Genomic DNA, 16,765 nt, shown 5'->3' with positions numbered 1-16,765 from the left:
AGTCTGTCTCATTGATTGAATCCTACTCTTGATACCAAACGCATGAAAGGCTGTCCGAATGAACCGGACAGCCTTTCATATTAATAGCGTTTTTCGCGATCAGGCCTTGAGAGCGGCGCCTTCCTTGGCATCGATAGCTTCCTTGGCGGAGGCAAAGATGGTGTCGAAAGCGGCGGCATCCTGAATGGCGATGTCGGAAAGGACCTTGCGGTCGATTTCGATGTTCGCAGCCTTGAGGCCTTCCATGAAGCGGGAGTAGGTCAATCCGCGATCACGAACGGCAGCCGAAATACGAGCGATCCAGAGGCGGCGGAACTGGCCCTTCCTCCTCTTGCGGTCACGGTATTCATACTGCCATGCTTTATACACAGCATCCTTGGCATAGCGGTAGAGCTTGCTGCGGAATCCGCGGAAGCCCTTGGCGCGAAGAAGGATGCGCTTGCGACGCTGGCGCGAGGCCGGCCCATTTGTTGCACGTGGCATAGTTTATCTCTATTTCTGTCGAACAGACTGTTCTTCCTCACCTCCTTGCAGTCTCGTCTGCTCAGTATCCTCCACGTCGGGAGGAAGGCTGCATGAAGGTCGCTCGTGGTGCGAGCGATAGTCTAGTTGTTGCTGAGGGATTCAGCGGTTTAGGCGAAGGGCAGATTCTGCTTCACAGCCCACACGTCCGTCGAGGCCACGAGTGCGACCTTGCCCAGCTGACGCTTGCGCTTGCTGGACTTTTTCTGGAGGATGTGGCGCTTGCCTTGATGGCGGCGCAGAACCTTGCCCGTACCGGTAACCTTGAATCGCTTGGCAACAGCCTTACGGGTCTTGTTAATACCTGCCTTACGGGTCATGGTGGGAGTACAATACACCAGTTCGTCCCAATAGCAAGAAAAATTTGCAATTTACCCCGTTATTCCCTTGTGAAGGATACTTCGATGCGGGTGAAGCAGACGGGGATTTCCGCCTCGTACACGCCTTTCCCGTCCGCCCGGATGTCGCGGGGCTGTCCGTCGACGGTGAAGACGATGTTCCTCGCTCCGGCGGGGAGGCAGTGGATGCGCAGCATCAGCACGGGCAGCGAGAAGGCCTTGTGGCCCTGGTCGGTGCGCACGAGCGTGAAATAGTCCCTGCCCCCGATGTAGTTGAAGGTCATGTAGCGGTACAGCCCTTCGAGGTAGCCGTAGCCGTCCCCCTCATCCGAGAAGCAGGAGCTGGAGTGTTCGTAGTTGGGTGCCCACCAGATGTCGAGCATGCAAGGCGGGTTACGAAGTTCACCCATGTATTGCTGGACGGGCCATCGCGGAATGACGGCCCCACCCCGCACGAAGACGGGGAGGCGGGATAGCGGAGCTTCCACCCATGTTTCCTTGAGGGAGCGGGGGGCAAGTTCATCCGTCCAGTAGGAGTACCAGCGACCGTCCGGTATGTAGATGAAGCGGCCCGTTTCTCCGGGATGGTGGACGGGAACGATGTACAGATCGTCCCCGAGGAAAAATTCGGAGCTGCGCCAGAAGGTGTCCGGGTTTTCTTCGCACTGAAGGGCCAAAGGCCGGATGACCGGGATACCCTGCGTGGAGTATTTGTAGAACTGGGTATAGATGTAGGGCATCAGCCGGTAACGTTCCTCGATGGCATGGCGCACATAACCCAGTATTTCCTCGCCGAAGAGCCAGGGCTCCTGCCCGCCGAACTCGCCCGAAGAGTGGTTGCGAAAGAAGCCGTGGAAAGCGGCCATCTGCATCCAGCGGCAGAAGAGTTCCGGCGTCGGGTGCTTGAGGAAGCCGCCCGCATCGCTTCCGCAGAAGGAGACGCCGGACGCTGCCAGCCGCTGGCACTGGAGGTTCGCCATCTTGAGGTTGTCCCAATCGGCTTCACAGTCTCCCGTCCATGTGGCCGCATAGCGTTGCATGCCCGCGTAGCCGGAGCGGGAGAGGACGAAGGGGCGGCGATCGGGGGCGAACTGCGCCATGCCTTCCCGCGTGGCCCGCGCCATGCAGTGGCCGTACACGTTGTGCGCCTTCAGGTGGGAGCAGGAGTAGCCGTCGTAATCGTGCCGCGTATCGTCCGGGAATGTTTTGTCGGGAAACATGACGGGCTCGTTCATGTCCGTCCAGATGCCCCGCACTCCGTATTCCGCGATCTGCCTTTTGAAGAGGTGCGCCCACCAGGCGCGCGTGCGGGGCGCCGTATAGTCCGGGAAGTTGCACAGCCCCGGCCACACGCTGCCTTCAAGCAGGGCGCCATCGTGCCGGCGGCAGAAGACGTTGCGCTCGAATCCTGACCGCCACACATAATTGTCCGGGTTGATTTTGATGCCCGGGTTCACGATCGTCACCACCTTGATCCCCTGCTCTTCGAGCCGACTGATCATGCCGGGGGGATCGGGGAATTTCGTCCGGTCCCACGTCAGATCCTGGTACTGGTTCATGTGGTGGATGTCGAGATGCACGCAGTCGCAGGGGATGCGCTGCTCGCGCAGCTTGGCTACCAGTGCGTTCACAACCTCTTCCGAACCGTAGCTCCATTTCGACTGGTGGTAGCCCAGCGCCCAGCGCGGAGGCAGAGGAGGCAGGCCCGTGAGGCAGGTGTAAAGCCGCACGGTATCCACCGCCGACTTGCCGCAGACGAAGTAATAGTCCATCACCCCGCCGTCCGCGCCGAAGATGAGCCTTTCCGGATTCGCCACGCCGATGTCGAAGTAGCTCCGCATCGTATTGTCGAAGAAAATGCCGTACTGCACGCCGCGGTTCAGCCCCATATAGAACGGTATGTTCTTATAAAGGGGGTCGGAACCTTCCTTGAAGGCATAGTAGTCCGCACCCCACATTTCAAACCTCCTGCCCCGGAGATTCAGCGCCCAAGGCTTGTCCCCGAGTCCGAAGACGTGTTCGCCTTCAGGCAGATGCTTGCTGACCCAGACTTTTTCCTCGCCGTTCCACTCGATTTTCCGGTGGCCCATGCCTTCGGCATCGCGGTTCAGCACCGTATTGGTGCGGCGATGGATGAATTCCAGCCCCGCATCGGCCCGGCGGATGCGCACGATCAGACGCGGCGTCCGTACTTCAAGGGCATACGCCGTCTCCTCCTCGGCCAATTCCGGATAATCCGGCTCGTATTCCGGATCCACTCCGTAGCTCGGAATGTTTTCAAACACGGCGCCGGATACATACCGAAGCCGCACAATCCCCTTGTCCAGAAAGTAGATGCGGAGGTTGTTCGTCGGCAAAGCCAGCTCCAGTGTGTGCGGATCCACCCACTCGGCACGGGACCATGCTGTGAACGTCTCACTCATGGGAGGCTTGCGGCAACCGTCATCCTAGCCCGGAGGCCATTGCAGGCTGCGCCCGCCGAGAATGTGGATATGCAGATGGGGCACCGCTTCTCCGGCAGCCGGACCGTTGTTCATCACCACGCGGAATCCTTCTTCGTCCAGCCCTTCCTGCCGGGCGATCCTGCCCACGCAAAGCATTAGGTGGCCCAGCAAGCCGGCATCCTCCTCCTCCGCCTTTTCGATGCGGGGAATGGGCTTGCGGGGCACGAGCAGAAGATGGGACGGAGCCTGCGGCTGAATATCGCGGAAACAGACGCAACGGTCGTCGGAATAGACGATCGTCGCGGGAATCTCCCCGTCAGCGATCTTCTGAAAAAGTGTCTTTTCCATATCGCCCGCTAAGATAGCAAAAATGCGCGGCAGTGTCCACAATAATTCCGGTGCCGGAAGCTCCAATCCCACGAAAGAAAAACCCGCCTCCCCCGGAAGGAAAGCGGGAAACATTCAGAAAGAACAGGTGGCGCATCAACCGCGAGCGGCCGAAGCGCGGCGCAGCCTGTCCATGATGGCGCAACCGAGCCCGGTTTCCGCCACCTTCTCGGCCACGATCACCTGCACATCCTCGTCCTCGTCCATCTGCCGCATCACGGCAAACAGACGCACGGCAGCCTCCGCCAGCCTTCCGCTGCCGGGACTCAGGGAAATCGTATTCGCCCAGCATTCCTGCATGGACAGAGGAGAATCGCCCTGATAGCTGATCAGGCCGTAGGCTACACCTTCTTCCGGAGTGAACTCCTCCTTGGCATCCCAGAGCAGCAGCGGCTTCGTGGGCGCGTAATGGCTGGGAAGCTGGCCGGGAGCATTCGGCGCGGCTTCGGCTTCCTCCCCTTCGCCTGCCCGCGGCTTGCGGGGTTTCGCGATGCGAACCACCTTGCGGATGCGGTCGCGCACCAGCGGGCCCTCGCGCAGCAGTTCGACGGCGGGTTTGCCCTTCTCATCCAGCATCGGGCGCAGAATCGTGCTTTCCAAACCTTCGGAACAGGCTCCGGCATCCAATATCCACGGAATCCGGCCACCCAATTCCTTCAGCACGGCTCCTGCGGAAGTCGGGCTGATATGGCCGAATCTGTTCGCACTCGGCGCGGCCACGGGACGGCCCAAAGCCTTGCAGACGCCGCGCATCACCGGATGGGCGCTCACCCGCACGGCAACGGTCGGCAAGCCGCTCGTCGCAATATCGGGCACCACATCCTTCTTCGGCAGCACCAGAGTCATCGGCCCCGGCCAGAATTCCTGGGCGAGCTTTTCCACCGTCTCCTTGAGTTCTTCCGGCACCGTGCATACTTCATCCAGCTGCCGGGCATTCGCCAGATGCAGAATCAGGGGGTCGAAGGAAGGCCTCTCCTTGGCGGCGAACACCTGCGCCACCGCATCGCAATTGTAGGCGTCGGCACCGAGGCCGTACACCGTCTCCGTCGGCAGCGCGACGAGTTCCCCTTCCGCCAGCACGGCGGCGGCCTGCTGGTACACCTTGCGTCCGTCCTCCAACGGATCCACTTCGATCACTTGAGTTTCCATCTCTGCACGGAGCCTACCCGAAAAACAGCACAAGGTCAATCCCGCAGACAAAGGCGGCACATCTAATTCCACATGAACCCTGCATGCAGCAGAAGAAATTGACAAAACACAGATTTCACCGATTTCCCGGATTTTCGGCAAAATTCCAACTTATTCTCCCAATAATATTGGGCTGCATGATCAAGCAAACCGAACGGTTCGCTATTCCGTTTCCCGTCTTGTCCGGGCATTTTTGAATAAAAAAACGGCTTTGCATGGCGGCAAATTTCTCCTATACTGCATCACAGCCCATCCTTGCCCATGTCCCCCCTCTGCACCCGAACGATGCAAACGGCCACCGCCGCCTTCATTGCGGCTTTCTTCCTGTTCACCGTCTTCGGCAATCCCGAAGGAGCGCTGCAATACAACCACCTGATGGAAGGCCTGATGATTGTCCTGCTCTCCGGCGGCATCACCCTGATGGGCTTGCTGTGCCGGCTTGCCTTCCTGCATGTGCACGGCCTGTGGATCCCGATACTCATCCTTGAGGTGGGCTTGATATCCGGGGGCTGGTGGATATTCAGCCTGATCGGCATGCCGAATCACGACCCTTTCTCCTTCCTTAATGAAGACCCTTTCTGGGAGTACCTTCTGATTGCGTCATGGCTGTCGCTGCCTGCCGGCATCATCCTGTACGCCCTGATCAAGTACATACCGTTGAAATACGGCATCGTTCAGGGCACCACACTCCAGCGGTACTGCCGGCCTGCCTATCTGGCGCTGCACTTCGGCCTTCTTGCACTGTTTCCGGTTGTCCTGTTCTACAGGCCGTCAGAGGAGGCGCTGGACAGGCAGGCGGAAAGCACCTACAGGGAACGGCGGATTCTTGCCGACAGCAACGCCCGCCTGATCCGCATGCACAAAACATCGCCGCACCCCCATATCCGCGAATACATCTACATCCATCAGGATGCGGACAATTCGAACAGACGATCCGAATGGAGCATCCAAATATCCGACAAGGGAGCCATTCTCCACTGACTGCCGATCGCCCTGCGGCATACACCCGCATTTTCGCAGTGACAAAACGCCGGGCTTCGTGCATAGTAGCAGCCTTCAACCCGCATCTGCGATTCCATCCATGCAACATCCTCCCTATCTCGACAAGCGCGACTTTTCCGGCGGCGATTCGACCTGGACCTTCACCGTCCCCAAAAGCACAGGCATTCCCCTTCTCGATGCAGCCCTGTACGACATCTCCAACCGCCATTCCAACGGCCACAATCCGGAAATTCTGCTACAGCTGCTTTCCACTTCCATTCAAGCCGCCTCATCGGATATTTCCGAGCACGATCTTGAGGTCATGAACCGCACGCTGGCGGAAATGTTCCACGCGAACCAGGCCTTCACACCCTACCGCCACATCCGCAAAATCTCCATCTTCGGTTCCGCCCGCATCAAGGCAGGCGAACCCTCCTACATCGTCGCCCGCGATTTCTCCAAACTGGCGACCGAACACGGCTACATGACCATCACGGGCGGCGGCCCCGGCATCATGCAGGCATGCAACGAAGGCGCGGGAGCGGACAACTCCTTCGGCCTGAACATCACCCTGCCCTTCGAGCAGGAAGCCAATCCGGTCATGCAGGGCAATCCCCGGTTGATCAACTTCTACTATTTCTACATCCGCAAGCTCAACTTCGTTTCCGAAAGCGACGCCCTCGTCGCCTTCCCGGGCGGATTCGGCACGATGGACGAAATCTTCGAAACGATCACCCTGATCCAGACGGGCAAAGCCACCATCTACCCCGTCGTGCTGCTCGATGCTCCCGGCAAAACTTTCTGGAAACAGTGGATATCCTTCATCAGAACGGAACTCGTCGATTCCCACCTCATCTCCCCGGAAGACCTCAGTTTCCTCTTCGTTACCCAGAATCCTCAGGAAGCCATCGAACACATCGACCGCTTCTACCACATCTTCCACTCGTACCGTTTCGTCGGGGATATGATCTCCATCCGCCTCACATCCTCGCTTTCGACGGAAGCGATCGCCAAACTTCAGCACGACTTCGCCGACCTCGTGAAGGACGGCTGCATCGTCCAGCGCGGCCCGCTCGCCGAGGAAAACGATGAACCGCTGATCGCCGACCTGCCCCGCCTCGTCTTCCACCTGAAACGCGGCAACTACGGCAGGCTCCGCCAGTTCATCGACGCCATCAACGACGCGGAGTAACCGCGAACCGCCCATGTACGCACTGCTGCAAGACACCCTCCGCCTCCTCCGCGCCGAAATGCCGTGGCTCTTCCCGCTGTGCTTCGGCCTCTTCGGCGCGTGCATCGGCTCCTTCCTGAATGTCGTCATCTACCGCTCGCCGCGCGGTCTGTCCCTCTCGGACCCCGCCCGCTCCTTCTGCCCCCGGTGCGAAAAGGAAATCCCCTGGTACCTGAACATCCCCCTCCTCAGCTGGCTCATCCTGCGCGGCAAATGCGCTTCCTGCGGCGGCCGCATCCCCTTCCGCTACTGGCTGGTGGAAGCCGCCACGGCCGGTCTCTTCGTCGCCGCCACCATGTACTACGCGCAGGAAGACCTGCTCGCCCAGCTCATGCTTTGCCTGTGGCTTGCGATGGCCGTCGTCATGATCGCCATTGATGCCGAACGCATGGAAGTCCTGCCCAAACACGCCCTGCTGGCCACCGCTGCCGGACTGGGCTTCGCCGCCTTCGCCCCGTGGCTTATCGACGGCACCGCGCTGGAAGCCTCCGACGGCCTCATGTGGAGCGCAGCCGGCGCCATCGCGGGGTTCATCCTGATGAAAGCCGTCGCCTTCGCCGGCAAACTTCTGTTCGGCCACCGCCGGATACGCCACGAAGAACCCGCACCCTGGAGCCTGAGGCAATGCGACGACGGAGAAGACATCATCCTCACCCTGCCGGACGGCCCCATGAGCTGGGCCGAGCTGTTCGCCGAACCCGGCAACAGGCTCATCCTTGAAGATGCCACCCTGTTCATCGACGGCGCGGAAGTACCCGGCGGCACGCTCACCTTCACCGCAGACAGCGTCTCGACCGAAACGGGAACGGCCTACCCGCTCGAAGATTGCGACACTCTCTCCGGCACCTTCCGTGGCCTCCGCACCTCACGCGCCGCCATGGGCTCCGGCGATGCCTGGATCATGCTCGCCATCGGCGCCCTGTGCGGATGGGAAGGCGTCGTCTTCACCCTGATCGCCGCATCCCTTCTGGGTATCGTCGGAGGACTCGCCACCAAAGTGGGCCGGGGAAACCCGATGCCCTTCGGCCCCTACCTGCTCGCGGCGGCCATCATCTGGGTCTTCGGAGGCTCGTCTCTGTGGAACTGGTACACCGGCTATTTTACATAGTTCCCTTGACTCCGCTCCGGAATTGCATTACGCTTGCCGCACCATGTTCAACCTGCCGAACTCCATCACTCTGGCGCGCATCGCCCTCGTCGTCGTCTTCACCGTCGCCCTGAGTCTGGAAATGTCGGGCATCCGCCTGGCCGGCATCTCGGGCAATGTGATCGCCCTGTATGCCTTCGTCCTCGCCGCCGTCAGCGACTGGCTGGACGGCTACCTCGCCCGAAAACTCGGCATGGTCACCACCTTCGGCAAACTCATCGACCCTCTCGCGGACAAGATACTCGTCTCTGCCGCCTTCATCTTCCTCACGACCACAGGCCAATGCCCCTTCTGGGTCACCGCCCTCATCATCTGCCGCGAATTCCTCGTCACCGGCCTCCGGCAAATCGCGCAGGACAAGGGAGTCATCATGGCAGCAGACTGGACCGGCAAATGGAAAACCGCCTTCCAGCTCGCCTTCTGTACGCAATGCCTCATCGTCATCGCCTACGGCAGCTGCGCCTGCCAGCCCTTTGCCTTCTTCACACAGGGAGTTTCAGGCGAGTATACCTACCAGATCACCCTGTGGGGTTCCGTCCTGCTGACGGTGTGGTCGGGCCTTCACTACTGCATCCAGTCCTGGAAATTCCTGCGTTGAACCCGCCGTCTTGCACAGGCGGAAAAAGCCGGACAATCAGGCCTTCAGCGTGTGGGTGAAAATCCCCTTGGAAATGGCGATACGGAAATGCTCCGAATCCCAGCGCCGGGAATTGAACAACCTTTCCAGATCATCCGGAGACATGTTCACGAGTCCCTGCTGCACGCGAGACAGGCGCACGAGGGATTGCTCCAGAAAACGGCGGGGAATCAGCGAAGGCTGGTTCGTCCACGGAAAAACGGCGCTATCCACAATATAGAAAGAACCCACCTTGCGGATATCGTCCGGGAAACACAAATGGGGATTCTCCTCCACATACACGGCGCGGCCGATGCTGTGGCGCGCTTCCTTCGGGAACAGCAGGCGCCGCATCTTCTTCACCCATTGGGGAGAATTGCTGAGCTTCTCGGCATTCTGCCACGATGCGGACAACTGGTTCACATCGTAGTATCTCGAATATTTGGCTGCCGCATTGGAACTGCCTCCCGGCCTCCACGCATGGCGCAGGCGCACCATATCGGCCTCGCCATCCGCCAGAAGGCGAACTGCCTTTTCCAGCTCCGCACGCACATCGCGTTCGGACAAGTTCGACTCGATCGGACAATCATTCTCCATCAGAAGAATGTAATCCGTCCTCATATTCTCCAGCGTCAGCCGCAAATCTTCGATCACGCCGAGATAGTGCCCGGAAGCTACGGTGCGGTACTCCCACTTGTCGGCCACGGCCAGATCCTTCGGCCCCACGGACTGGAAGACGACACAGGCATCGTCAAACATCTCTTTCAAATGCACACGGGCATAATTCTCCAGCGTCTTGGAAAGAGTCTGTGGAGATTTGTAACTGAGGATCGCCAGCCCGACAGTCTTGCCTTGTATCAGTTTCATCGCGCGTCGCACTCATTCTAAAGCAGGCTCGCAGGACGTGCAAGACGTATCTGCCTCCATGAGCAACTTTCATTGTAACAAAACGGTCCGCCCCCTCGAAAAAGGGGACGAACCGCTGCGATATTCATTATTTTACAGAAGCCGTTGCCCTTTGTCAGCGCACCAGAACTTCCACATCCTTCGCGCCGCCGACTTTCTGTGCATCGCGGCCGAACACGCGTACGGCGGATACATTCTCCGCTTTGCCAAGATCGATGGCAATGATGTGCGGGGGATTCGGCACCTGCCCTTCATAAGGCGTATGCCAGAATGTATCGGTATTGCCGTCGATCGCACGGGAAGCGGGAGCCTGCTCCTTCTTCACCTCCTGCGAACTGGCGAAGGAAACCTTCCAGCCCTTCTTGTCCAGCGGCTTGCCCGCAGCATCGACCACATCGATCTCGGCCACATGGGCAAAGGTTCCGCTCTTGTGCATGGAATCGATCTTCAAAGCGATTTGGCGCACTTTCACCGGCTTGTCCAGCTTGATCTCGCTCCAGGCCCGGCCTTCCTGCACCGTTCCCTTGCCAGCCTTGTTCCAGCCGGAAGCATCCCATGGCACCTGACGTTCGCCCTTCACGGGCACGAGACGTACTGCGCCGGTCATGCCGGATTGCGGCGAGACGCCTTCCATCTGCACCGACACGGTGACCGGAGTGCCCGCAGGCAAATCGACCGGAGCCGTAAAGGTCGCCTTGTCGGCCGACTTCCTCTCGGCCACCTTCCTGCCGTTCACATAAACAGCCACCCTTCCGGCAAGATTGTTGAATTGCAGATCCCAAAGGGAACCTCCGCCCGGCATCGTAAACGTCGCACGGTACGTCGCCCAACCCTGCTTCTGCGCCCAGGGGGACTGGGGACCGCTGCCCACAGTCACAGGCTGCCAGGTATTCATATCGTTATCCGCAATCGTGCGGTTCGGATCCTGGGGCTTGTCCGTAATCTCGGACATGCGCCAATCGGAAAGCACCGTGGACGCCGCCACTTCAGGACAGGAAACATGGCCGGAGCCGGGCTTCCTGACATCGACATTCAGCACGGCGGGCTTCAATCCCGGAGAGGCTGCACGCACCTTGACGCGGCCGCCTTCCGGCTTCACGACAGCGGCGGCATAGCCGTTATACAGCGAACGTTCCGACGATGCATCCGGCTCATGGCACACAGGATCGCCGTTGCCTACCCCGAGCAGCCTGCCGCCGTCCACATCGAACGTCACCTTCACCTTCGCATCGGGCACGGTACGGCCCTTGGCATCCTTGGCGCAAACACCCACCTGCAAAGCATCCCCGGAAGCCGTTCCGCCGGAGCTGGACATCAGCGTCAGCTCAAGCACCTCCGGTTTGCCCGTCGTCTCCACGGAATGTTCCGCATATTTTTTACCGTCCTTGTAAGCCACGAGTTCCAGCACGCCCGGTTCGTACACCACATCCCAGAACGTCTGGGCATAGCGGTCGTGCTTGCGCTTGCCGAGAGATTTGCCGTTCAGAATCAGCTCCACCTCGTCGCCGTTCGTATAGGTACCCACCTTCACCGTCTTCCCGACCATTTCCGAACCGAGATTCCAGTGGGGGAACACATAGGCCATCGGCTCATCCGTCCAGAGAGCCTTCAGCAGATAATACGAATCCTTCGGGAAACCACAGGTATCCACAATGCCGAAATAGGAACTGATCGCCGGCCATGCGAACGGAGTCGGCTCACCGCGGTAATCGAAGCCCGTCCAGATGAACACCCCGGCATCCCACGGGCGCGTATCGACATGCTTCCATGCCTCACGGACGCTGGAACCCCAGCCGACCCAGTGGTTATCGTAATTGTTGAAGATATGCTTGCCCTGATCCGTCTTCCACTCGCCGCGTGATGCGCTGTGCGAAACCGCTTCCGAGCTGAACACCATCTTGTCGGGGTACAGCTTGTGGGCATGGTCGTGCTGCGGCAGCGCGTAATTGATGCCCAGCACATCGACAGCACCAAAGGCTCCGTCCTTATTGTAGCCGCCGTTCATGGCTCCGGTCACTGGGCGCGTCTTGTCATGCCGAAGAATGGAATGCTTCATGCGCTCCACCATCTTGCGGCCGCGCTCGTCTCCCTGCCACGGCTCCTCGTTGAACACGGACCACATCATCACCGACGGGTGGTTGCGGTCGCGCTTCACCTGCTCCTCAAGCTGGCGAAGGTAATCCTCGCCGCTGTTGTAGAAACGGTTCTCGTTCAACACCAGCATCCCCTGCTCGTCGCAGGCTTCCAGCACCTCCTTGGCGGGCGGATTGTGGGAACAACGGTAGGCATTCGTGCCGAAATCCTTCAACACCTTGATGCGGAAATCCTGCATGGAATCCGGCACTGCCACACCCACGCCGGCATGGTCCTGATGCATGCAGACACCCTTGAACTTCACAGGCTTGTCATTCAGGAAAAAGCCCTTGTCGGCATCGAACTTCAACGTGCGGTAGCCGAAGCGGTCGCCGTAGGCATCCACCTTCTTCCCGTCCACGAACACCTCCGTCCGCACACCGTACAGATTGGGAGAATCGATATCCCACAGCTTCGGGCTCTTCACGGGGATCTTCTGCTCGAACGTGAACGTCTCGCCGGGAGGCACGATATCCATGGAAGTCTCCTTGCCGACCACCTTGCCGGACGGGTCGAGAATACTCGTCACCACCGTCACGGATGTTTCTTCCTTCTCCTCGCTCTCGATCGTCGTATCCACCAGCGTATCCCACGTATCGTGCGCCCCCTTCTCGGGATGCACATACACGCCGAAGGGAGCCACATGGATGGGATCCGCCACCGTGAGCCACACATGGCGGTAAATGCCGCCGCCCTCGTACCACCAGCCCTGCGGCTCGCGGGGATCGACCTTCACGGCGATCGTATTCGGGCGGTCGCCGTAGTGCGCCACATCCGAAATATTCACCCGGAACCCGATATAGCCGTTATCGTTCTTGCGGAGTTCCTGACCGTTCACCCACACCTGGGATTGTCCGAAAACCCCGTCGAAATACAGCCAGATCGTCTTGCCGCGATCCGCCGTCGGCAGCGTGAACTGGCGGCGGTACCAAGCCTCCGGCCTGTCGAGGAAACCGTGGGAAACACCCTCCTTCGAATCGAATGTGCCTTCCACGACATAATCGTGCGGCACCTCCACGGTACGCCATGAGGAATCGTCGTAGCTGAAGCCGGAAGGCCCCGGAGCCGCCCCGGCCTTCACGCGCACATACGTCTCATGATGGCTCACGGGCTGGGGAATATCGATCGCGCCGCGATGGAACTTCCACCCCTTGTCGATCAGGAGCAACTGGCGGGGAGACTCCCCGGCTATCTTCTCTTCGTACTTCTGAGCCATCGCCGAACCGGCCATAGAAACCGCCAACGAAAGAATAATGGATGAACGCATATCGCCACATCATACAGGATCAACACGACAAGTCAAGTTCAGGACGCAGGAGCGTGAAGGTAAACGACACACTCCCGCTCGTATTCGCCATAATGGCCGTTTGCTGTTTGATATCGAAACAACTCTCCCCTACCATAATACCCTTGGATTTGCTCTGGCGGACTCTCCATTTCCGCCTCAGCTGCAAACGCCCCCCTAACTCCATTCTGACCATCATCGGCATTACCCCACTTCCGCACCAACCGGAGGCAGGAAACTTGCGCCGCCCGACAGAATAAACTTTACGAATCTCCAACAGCGTATTATGCTGGGAAGTGATGAGACGCCCCCCCATTCCCGGTCTTGTGCTGGAAGACGGTTGGCTGCAACCGTACTCCCGCGAAATTCAAGCACGCATGAAGCTCTTCGACATGGAAGTGAAGAGACTTCGGCAGCGGTACGGCTCTCTGGAGAAATGCGCCCTCGGCTACCGCCGCATGGGCTTCAACCGCTCGGCCTCCACGGGAGACTGGATCTACCGCGAATGGGCGCCCGGAGCAAGGGAACTCCACCTCATCGGAGACTTCAACGGCTGGGACCGCACCGCCACCCCGCTCTCCCGCGATTCGGAAGGCATCTGGTCCGTCACGCTTCCCGCCGATGCCCTGCACCACGGCGACCGGGTAAAAGTACATGTCGTCGGCTCCGACCTGCAAGCCATGGACCGCATCCCGGCATGGATCGGAAGAACCGTGCAAGACCCCGCCACCCATGATTTCTGCGGGCAAATCTGGGAGCCGGAAACGCCCTATGCGTGGGAACATCCCGACTTCGACCCGTCGCACATCGCCATACCCTTCATCTACGAAGCGCATACAGGCATGGCCGGTGAAGAGCCGCGCCTCCATTCCTACCGCGAATTCGCCGACAACGTGCTGCCGCGCATCGCCGCCCTCGGCTACAACGTCATCCAGCTCATGGCCGTTCAGGAACATCCCTACTACGGCTCCTTCGGCTACCACGTCTCCTCCTTCTTCGCCCCCAGCTCCCGCTTCGGCACGCCCGAAGACCTCAAGTACCTTGTGGACAAGGCGCACGGCATGGGACTCGCCGTCCTGCTGGACATCGTCCACTCCCACGCCGTCAAGAACATGGCGGAGGGATTGAACAATTTCGACGGCTCCGGCGGCCAGTACTTCCGCCCCGGCGAGCGCGGCACCCATCCCGACTGGGACTCCTGCTGCTTCGACTACGGTCGCCACGAAGTCACCGAATTCCTCCTCTCGAACGTCCGCTGGTGGCTCGACGAATTCCGCTTCGACGGCTTCCGGTTCGACGGCGTCACCTCCATGCTCTACTACCACCGGGGCCATGAACCGTTCTCCGACCTCGGAAGCTACTTCAACACGCAGGTCGACCAGGAAGCGATCACCTACCTCCAGCTCGCCTCCACGCTCATTCAGGAAATCAAGCCCGGCGCCTTCGCCATCGCGGAAGACATGTCCGGCATGCCCGGCCTCTGCCGCCCCGTGGACGAAGGGGGCATGGGCTTCACCCACCGCCTCGCCATGGGCATCCCCGACTTCTGGATCAAGCTCATCAAGGAAAAAAAGGACGAGGAATGGAGCATGGGAGACATCTGGTACACGCTCACGAACCGCCGCTACGGCGAGCCGAATATCGCCTACTGCGAAAGCCACGACCAGGCCCTCGTCGGCGATAAAACGCTCGCCTTCCGCCTGATGGATGCCGACATGTACTGGCACATGGACGAAGGCTCGCAAAGCCTCGTCATCGACCGCGGCATCGCCCTGCATAAAATGATCCGCCTGATCTCCCTTGCTGCCGGGGGGGAAGGCTGGCTCAACTTCATGGGCAACGAATTCGGGCACCCGGAATGGATCGACTTCCCCCGCGAAGGCAACGACTGGTCCTACCAGTACTGCCGCCGCCAATGGTCGCTGGCGGATAACGGAAACCTCCGCTACAAATACCTGAAGGCCTTCGACAAAGCCATGGTCGCCATGGCCGGAGAAGCCCGGCTGCCCGCCGCACCGCCCGCCCGGCCTCTCAACCTCGACGAAGCCAACCAGATCATGGCCTTCGAGCGGGGCGACCTCCTCTTCGTCTTCAACTGGTCGGGCGACCGAGCCATTCCGGACTACGAAATTCCCGCGCCAAGCCGCGGCGAATGGAAGAGAATACTCGACACGGATGCACGCGAATTCGGCGGTTTCGGAAGGCTCGACCCGGCCGTCGCACACCATACGGACGACAAGCAGAACCTCCGGCTCTACCTGCTGCCGCGCAGCGCACTCGTCCTGTCGCGCACCTACGCGGGCGGCAGAATACGCTAAAACCTCCCCTTACGCCCCGTGATACACGCGAGGCAGCCGCGGCCCGAGGCTGGTCAGAATCTCCCAGGGAATCGTACCCGCACGTTCGGCCACCTCCGTCACGGGGATATGGGAGCCGATCAGCTCCACCTCGTCGCCCGGCACAAGGAAAGGCACATTCGTCACATCTGCAATAATCTGGTCCATCGTCACACGGCCCAGCATCGGGCATGAGCAACCGTGAATCCAGACACGGGCGCCCCGATTGGACAAATGGCGGGGCCAGCCGTCCGCATAGCCGATGCCGATCGTCGCCACCTTCGTCGGGCGATCCGTTATAAACGTGCGTCCGTACGCCACACCGTGCCCGGCGGGCAGCGTGCGCACCAGAGTCACGCGGGAAAACAGTTTCAACGTCGGCAGCAGGGCATCGCTCCACGGGCTGGCGACCGGAGACACGCCATACAGCATCAACCCCGGCCGAGCCAGATTGGCCCCCGGCACCTTGTAGGCCAGCAAGCCCGCACTGCTCGAAATATGGCAGAAGCGGAACCGGAACCTGTTGCCCAGCAATGATACGGCATCGGCATACTCCCTGATCTGCACTTCCGTGAATACGGGATCTTCATCCGCCGAAGGGAAATGGGACACCACGCCGTCAATCAGCAAATTCGGCATCGCCTCCAGAGCATCTCCCAGCCCCGCCCACTCGTCCGGCAGGAATCCGGCACGGCCCATTCCCGTATCGATGCACAGGTGGATAGGCAGCGTCTTCCCGTACATAGCCGCCAGAGACTGGTAGTGCTGCGCCTCCTCCATCGTGGAAATCGTCGCGCACCAACCGTTCAGCACGATCTCTTCGCGTTCCTCGGGGAATGCGGGGCCGAGAATGAAAGGCCGCGTCCGCACTCCGGCGCGGCTCAGGCGGCGGGCTTCCCCCGTATTGGCTACGCCGAAAAACGTCACCCCCTCCATATCCAGCGCACGGGCCACGGCTTCCAGACCGTGACCGTAGGCGCCCGCCTTCACCACAGGCATCATCTGCGTACCGGGCAAGGCGCGGCAGGCCGTTTCCAGATTGCGGCGAATGGCGGCGAGGTCGACATCGACCCACGCTCGCGGGGGACTATCGTGTGTCATGACGGCGAGTGTACGCTCCCCTCACCGCCATGACAAGAGAAAATCCCCCGGATATGCAGGCATGTCGGCATTCCTGAAAAAAAGCGCGAAACTTTTCCATAATTATTACGTTTACATAATTATTCAAACTTGACAACTATTATGTTTCAC

Annotated in this window: 13 protein-coding genes; 5 read left to right on the top strand and 8 right to left on the bottom strand. The window is 60.0% G+C overall.

The annotated features are described in order from the left end of the window. Positions 1 to 99: 99 nt before the first annotated feature. The 5 genes from rplT to PYTT_RS11330 all read right to left on the bottom strand — a co-directional run bounded on the left by rplT (position 100) and on the right by PYTT_RS11330 (position 4,840). The gene (gene rplT / locus PYTT_RS11350; RefSeq protein ID WP_067775917.1) at positions 100 to 483 is read right to left on the bottom strand and encodes a 50S ribosomal protein L20; all 384 of its coding nucleotides are present in this window, start codon (positions 481 to 483) and stop codon (positions 100 to 102) included. A 149-nt stretch (positions 484 to 632) separates the two neighbouring features. Continuing rightward, complete coding sequence (rpmI, locus tag PYTT_RS11345; protein WP_067775920.1) at positions 633 to 842, bottom strand: 50S ribosomal protein L35; 210 nt, start codon at positions 840 to 842, stop codon at positions 633 to 635. Positions 843 to 901: 59 nt separating this feature from the next. Beyond that, entirely contained in the window at positions 902 to 3,283 is a 2,382-nt protein-coding gene (locus tag PYTT_RS11340) for a glycoside hydrolase family 31 protein (RefSeq protein ID WP_067775923.1), read from the bottom strand. A 24-nt stretch (positions 3,284 to 3,307) separates the two neighbouring features. Continuing rightward, positions 3,308 to 3,652, bottom strand: coding sequence for a histidine triad nucleotide-binding protein (locus PYTT_RS11335; RefSeq protein WP_067775926.1), 345 nt, complete (start codon positions 3,650 to 3,652; stop codon positions 3,308 to 3,310). Between the two features lie 135 nt (positions 3,653 to 3,787). After that, positions 3,788 to 4,840, bottom strand: coding sequence for an L-threonylcarbamoyladenylate synthase (locus PYTT_RS11330; protein WP_067775929.1), 1,053 nt, complete (start codon positions 4,838 to 4,840; stop codon positions 3,788 to 3,790). 324 nt (positions 4,841 to 5,164) lie between these two features. Here PYTT_RS11330 and PYTT_RS11325 point away from each other — a divergent pair, with 324 nt between their 5' ends. The 4 genes from PYTT_RS11325 (at position 5,165) to pgsA (ending at position 8,836) form a co-directional block, all read left to right on the top strand. Next, positions 5,165 to 5,860, top strand: a complete 696-nt coding sequence (locus tag PYTT_RS11325) for a hypothetical protein (protein ID WP_141675815.1) — start codon at positions 5,165 to 5,167, stop codon at positions 5,858 to 5,860. Positions 5,861 to 5,960: 100 nt separating this feature from the next. After that, on the top strand, positions 5,961 to 7,052 hold the full coding sequence (locus tag PYTT_RS11320) for an LOG family protein (protein WP_067775937.1): 1,092 nt from the start codon (positions 5,961 to 5,963) through the stop codon (positions 7,050 to 7,052). A 13-nt stretch (positions 7,053 to 7,065) separates the two neighbouring features. Beyond that, positions 7,066 to 8,199, top strand: a complete 1,134-nt coding sequence (locus PYTT_RS11315; protein ID WP_067775940.1) for a prepilin peptidase — start codon at positions 7,066 to 7,068, stop codon at positions 8,197 to 8,199. Positions 8,200 to 8,242: 43 nt separating this feature from the next. Next, complete coding sequence (gene pgsA / locus PYTT_RS11310; protein WP_067775943.1) at positions 8,243 to 8,836, top strand: CDP-diacylglycerol--glycerol-3-phosphate 3-phosphatidyltransferase; 594 nt, start codon at positions 8,243 to 8,245, stop codon at positions 8,834 to 8,836. Positions 8,837 to 8,872: 36 nt separating this feature from the next. On the opposite strand, the gene PYTT_RS11305 is transcribed toward pgsA, so the two are convergent. Together PYTT_RS11305 and galA are read right to left on the bottom strand one after the other, a co-directional pair. Next, positions 8,873 to 9,721: a hypothetical protein gene (locus PYTT_RS11305; protein WP_067775946.1), complete on the bottom strand. Its 849-nt coding sequence runs from the start codon at positions 9,719 to 9,721 to the stop codon at positions 8,873 to 8,875. 154 nt (positions 9,722 to 9,875) lie between these two features. Then, positions 9,876 to 13,160 (bottom strand): beta-galactosidase GalA, encoded by a 3,285-nt coding sequence (gene galA, locus PYTT_RS11300; RefSeq protein WP_083076758.1) that lies wholly within the window; start codon positions 13,158 to 13,160, stop codon positions 9,876 to 9,878. Between the two features lie 317 nt (positions 13,161 to 13,477). Between galA and PYTT_RS11290 the strand changes: the two genes are divergently transcribed. Beyond that, entirely contained in the window at positions 13,478 to 15,496 is a 2,019-nt protein-coding gene (locus PYTT_RS11290; protein WP_067775955.1) for an alpha amylase C-terminal domain-containing protein, read from the top strand. A gap of 9 nt (positions 15,497 to 15,505) precedes the next feature. Here PYTT_RS11290 and alr read toward each other — a convergent pair whose 3' ends face one another. Further along, positions 15,506 to 16,615, bottom strand: coding sequence for an alanine racemase (alr, locus tag PYTT_RS11285; protein ID WP_067775958.1), 1,110 nt, complete (start codon positions 16,613 to 16,615; stop codon positions 15,506 to 15,508). Positions 16,616 to 16,765: the final 150 nt, after the last annotated feature.

The sequence above is a fragment of the Neoakkermansia glycaniphila genome (assembly GCF_900097105.1).
Taxonomy (GTDB): domain Bacteria; phylum Verrucomicrobiota; class Verrucomicrobiia; order Verrucomicrobiales; family Akkermansiaceae; genus Akkermansia; species Akkermansia glycaniphila.
Note: the sequence above shows the minus strand (reverse complement) of the source record. Positions and strands in the feature narration are given on the sequence as shown.

Excerpts from the sequence above, each read along its gene's own strand:
- rpmI (WP_067775920.1), bottom strand. The coding sequence starts at position 842 with ATGACCCGTAAGGCAGGTATTAACAAGACCCGTAAGGCTGTTGCCAAG.
- PYTT_RS11340 (WP_067775923.1), bottom strand. The coding sequence starts at position 3,283 with ATGAGTGAGACGTTCACAGCATGGTCCCGTGCCGAGTGGGTGGATCCG.
- rplT (WP_067775917.1), bottom strand. The coding sequence starts at position 483 with ATGCCACGTGCAACAAATGGGCCGGCCTCGCGCCAGCGTCGCAAGCGC.
- PYTT_RS11325 (WP_141675815.1), top strand. The coding sequence starts at position 5,165 with ATGCAAACGGCCACCGCCGCCTTCATTGCGGCTTTCTTCCTGTTCACC.
- PYTT_RS11330 (WP_067775929.1), bottom strand. The coding sequence starts at position 4,840 with ATGGAAACTCAAGTGATCGAAGTGGATCCGTTGGAGGACGGACGCAAG.
- PYTT_RS11335 (WP_067775926.1), bottom strand. The coding sequence starts at position 3,652 with ATGGAAAAGACACTTTTTCAGAAGATCGCTGACGGGGAGATTCCCGCG.
- pgsA (WP_067775943.1), top strand. The coding sequence starts at position 8,243 with ATGTTCAACCTGCCGAACTCCATCACTCTGGCGCGCATCGCCCTCGTC.
- galA (WP_083076758.1), bottom strand. The coding sequence starts at position 13,160 with ATGCGTTCATCCATTATTCTTTCGTTGGCGGTTTCTATGGCCGGTTCG.
- alr (WP_067775958.1), bottom strand. The coding sequence starts at position 16,615 with ATGACACACGATAGTCCCCCGCGAGCGTGGGTCGATGTCGACCTCGCC.
- PYTT_RS11290 (WP_067775955.1), top strand. The coding sequence starts at position 13,478 with ATGAGACGCCCCCCCATTCCCGGTCTTGTGCTGGAAGACGGTTGGCTG.
- PYTT_RS11320 (WP_067775937.1), top strand. The coding sequence starts at position 5,961 with ATGCAACATCCTCCCTATCTCGACAAGCGCGACTTTTCCGGCGGCGAT.
- PYTT_RS11315 (WP_067775940.1), top strand. The coding sequence starts at position 7,066 with ATGTACGCACTGCTGCAAGACACCCTCCGCCTCCTCCGCGCCGAAATG.
- PYTT_RS11305 (WP_067775946.1), bottom strand. The coding sequence starts at position 9,721 with ATGAAACTGATACAAGGCAAGACTGTCGGGCTGGCGATCCTCAGTTAC.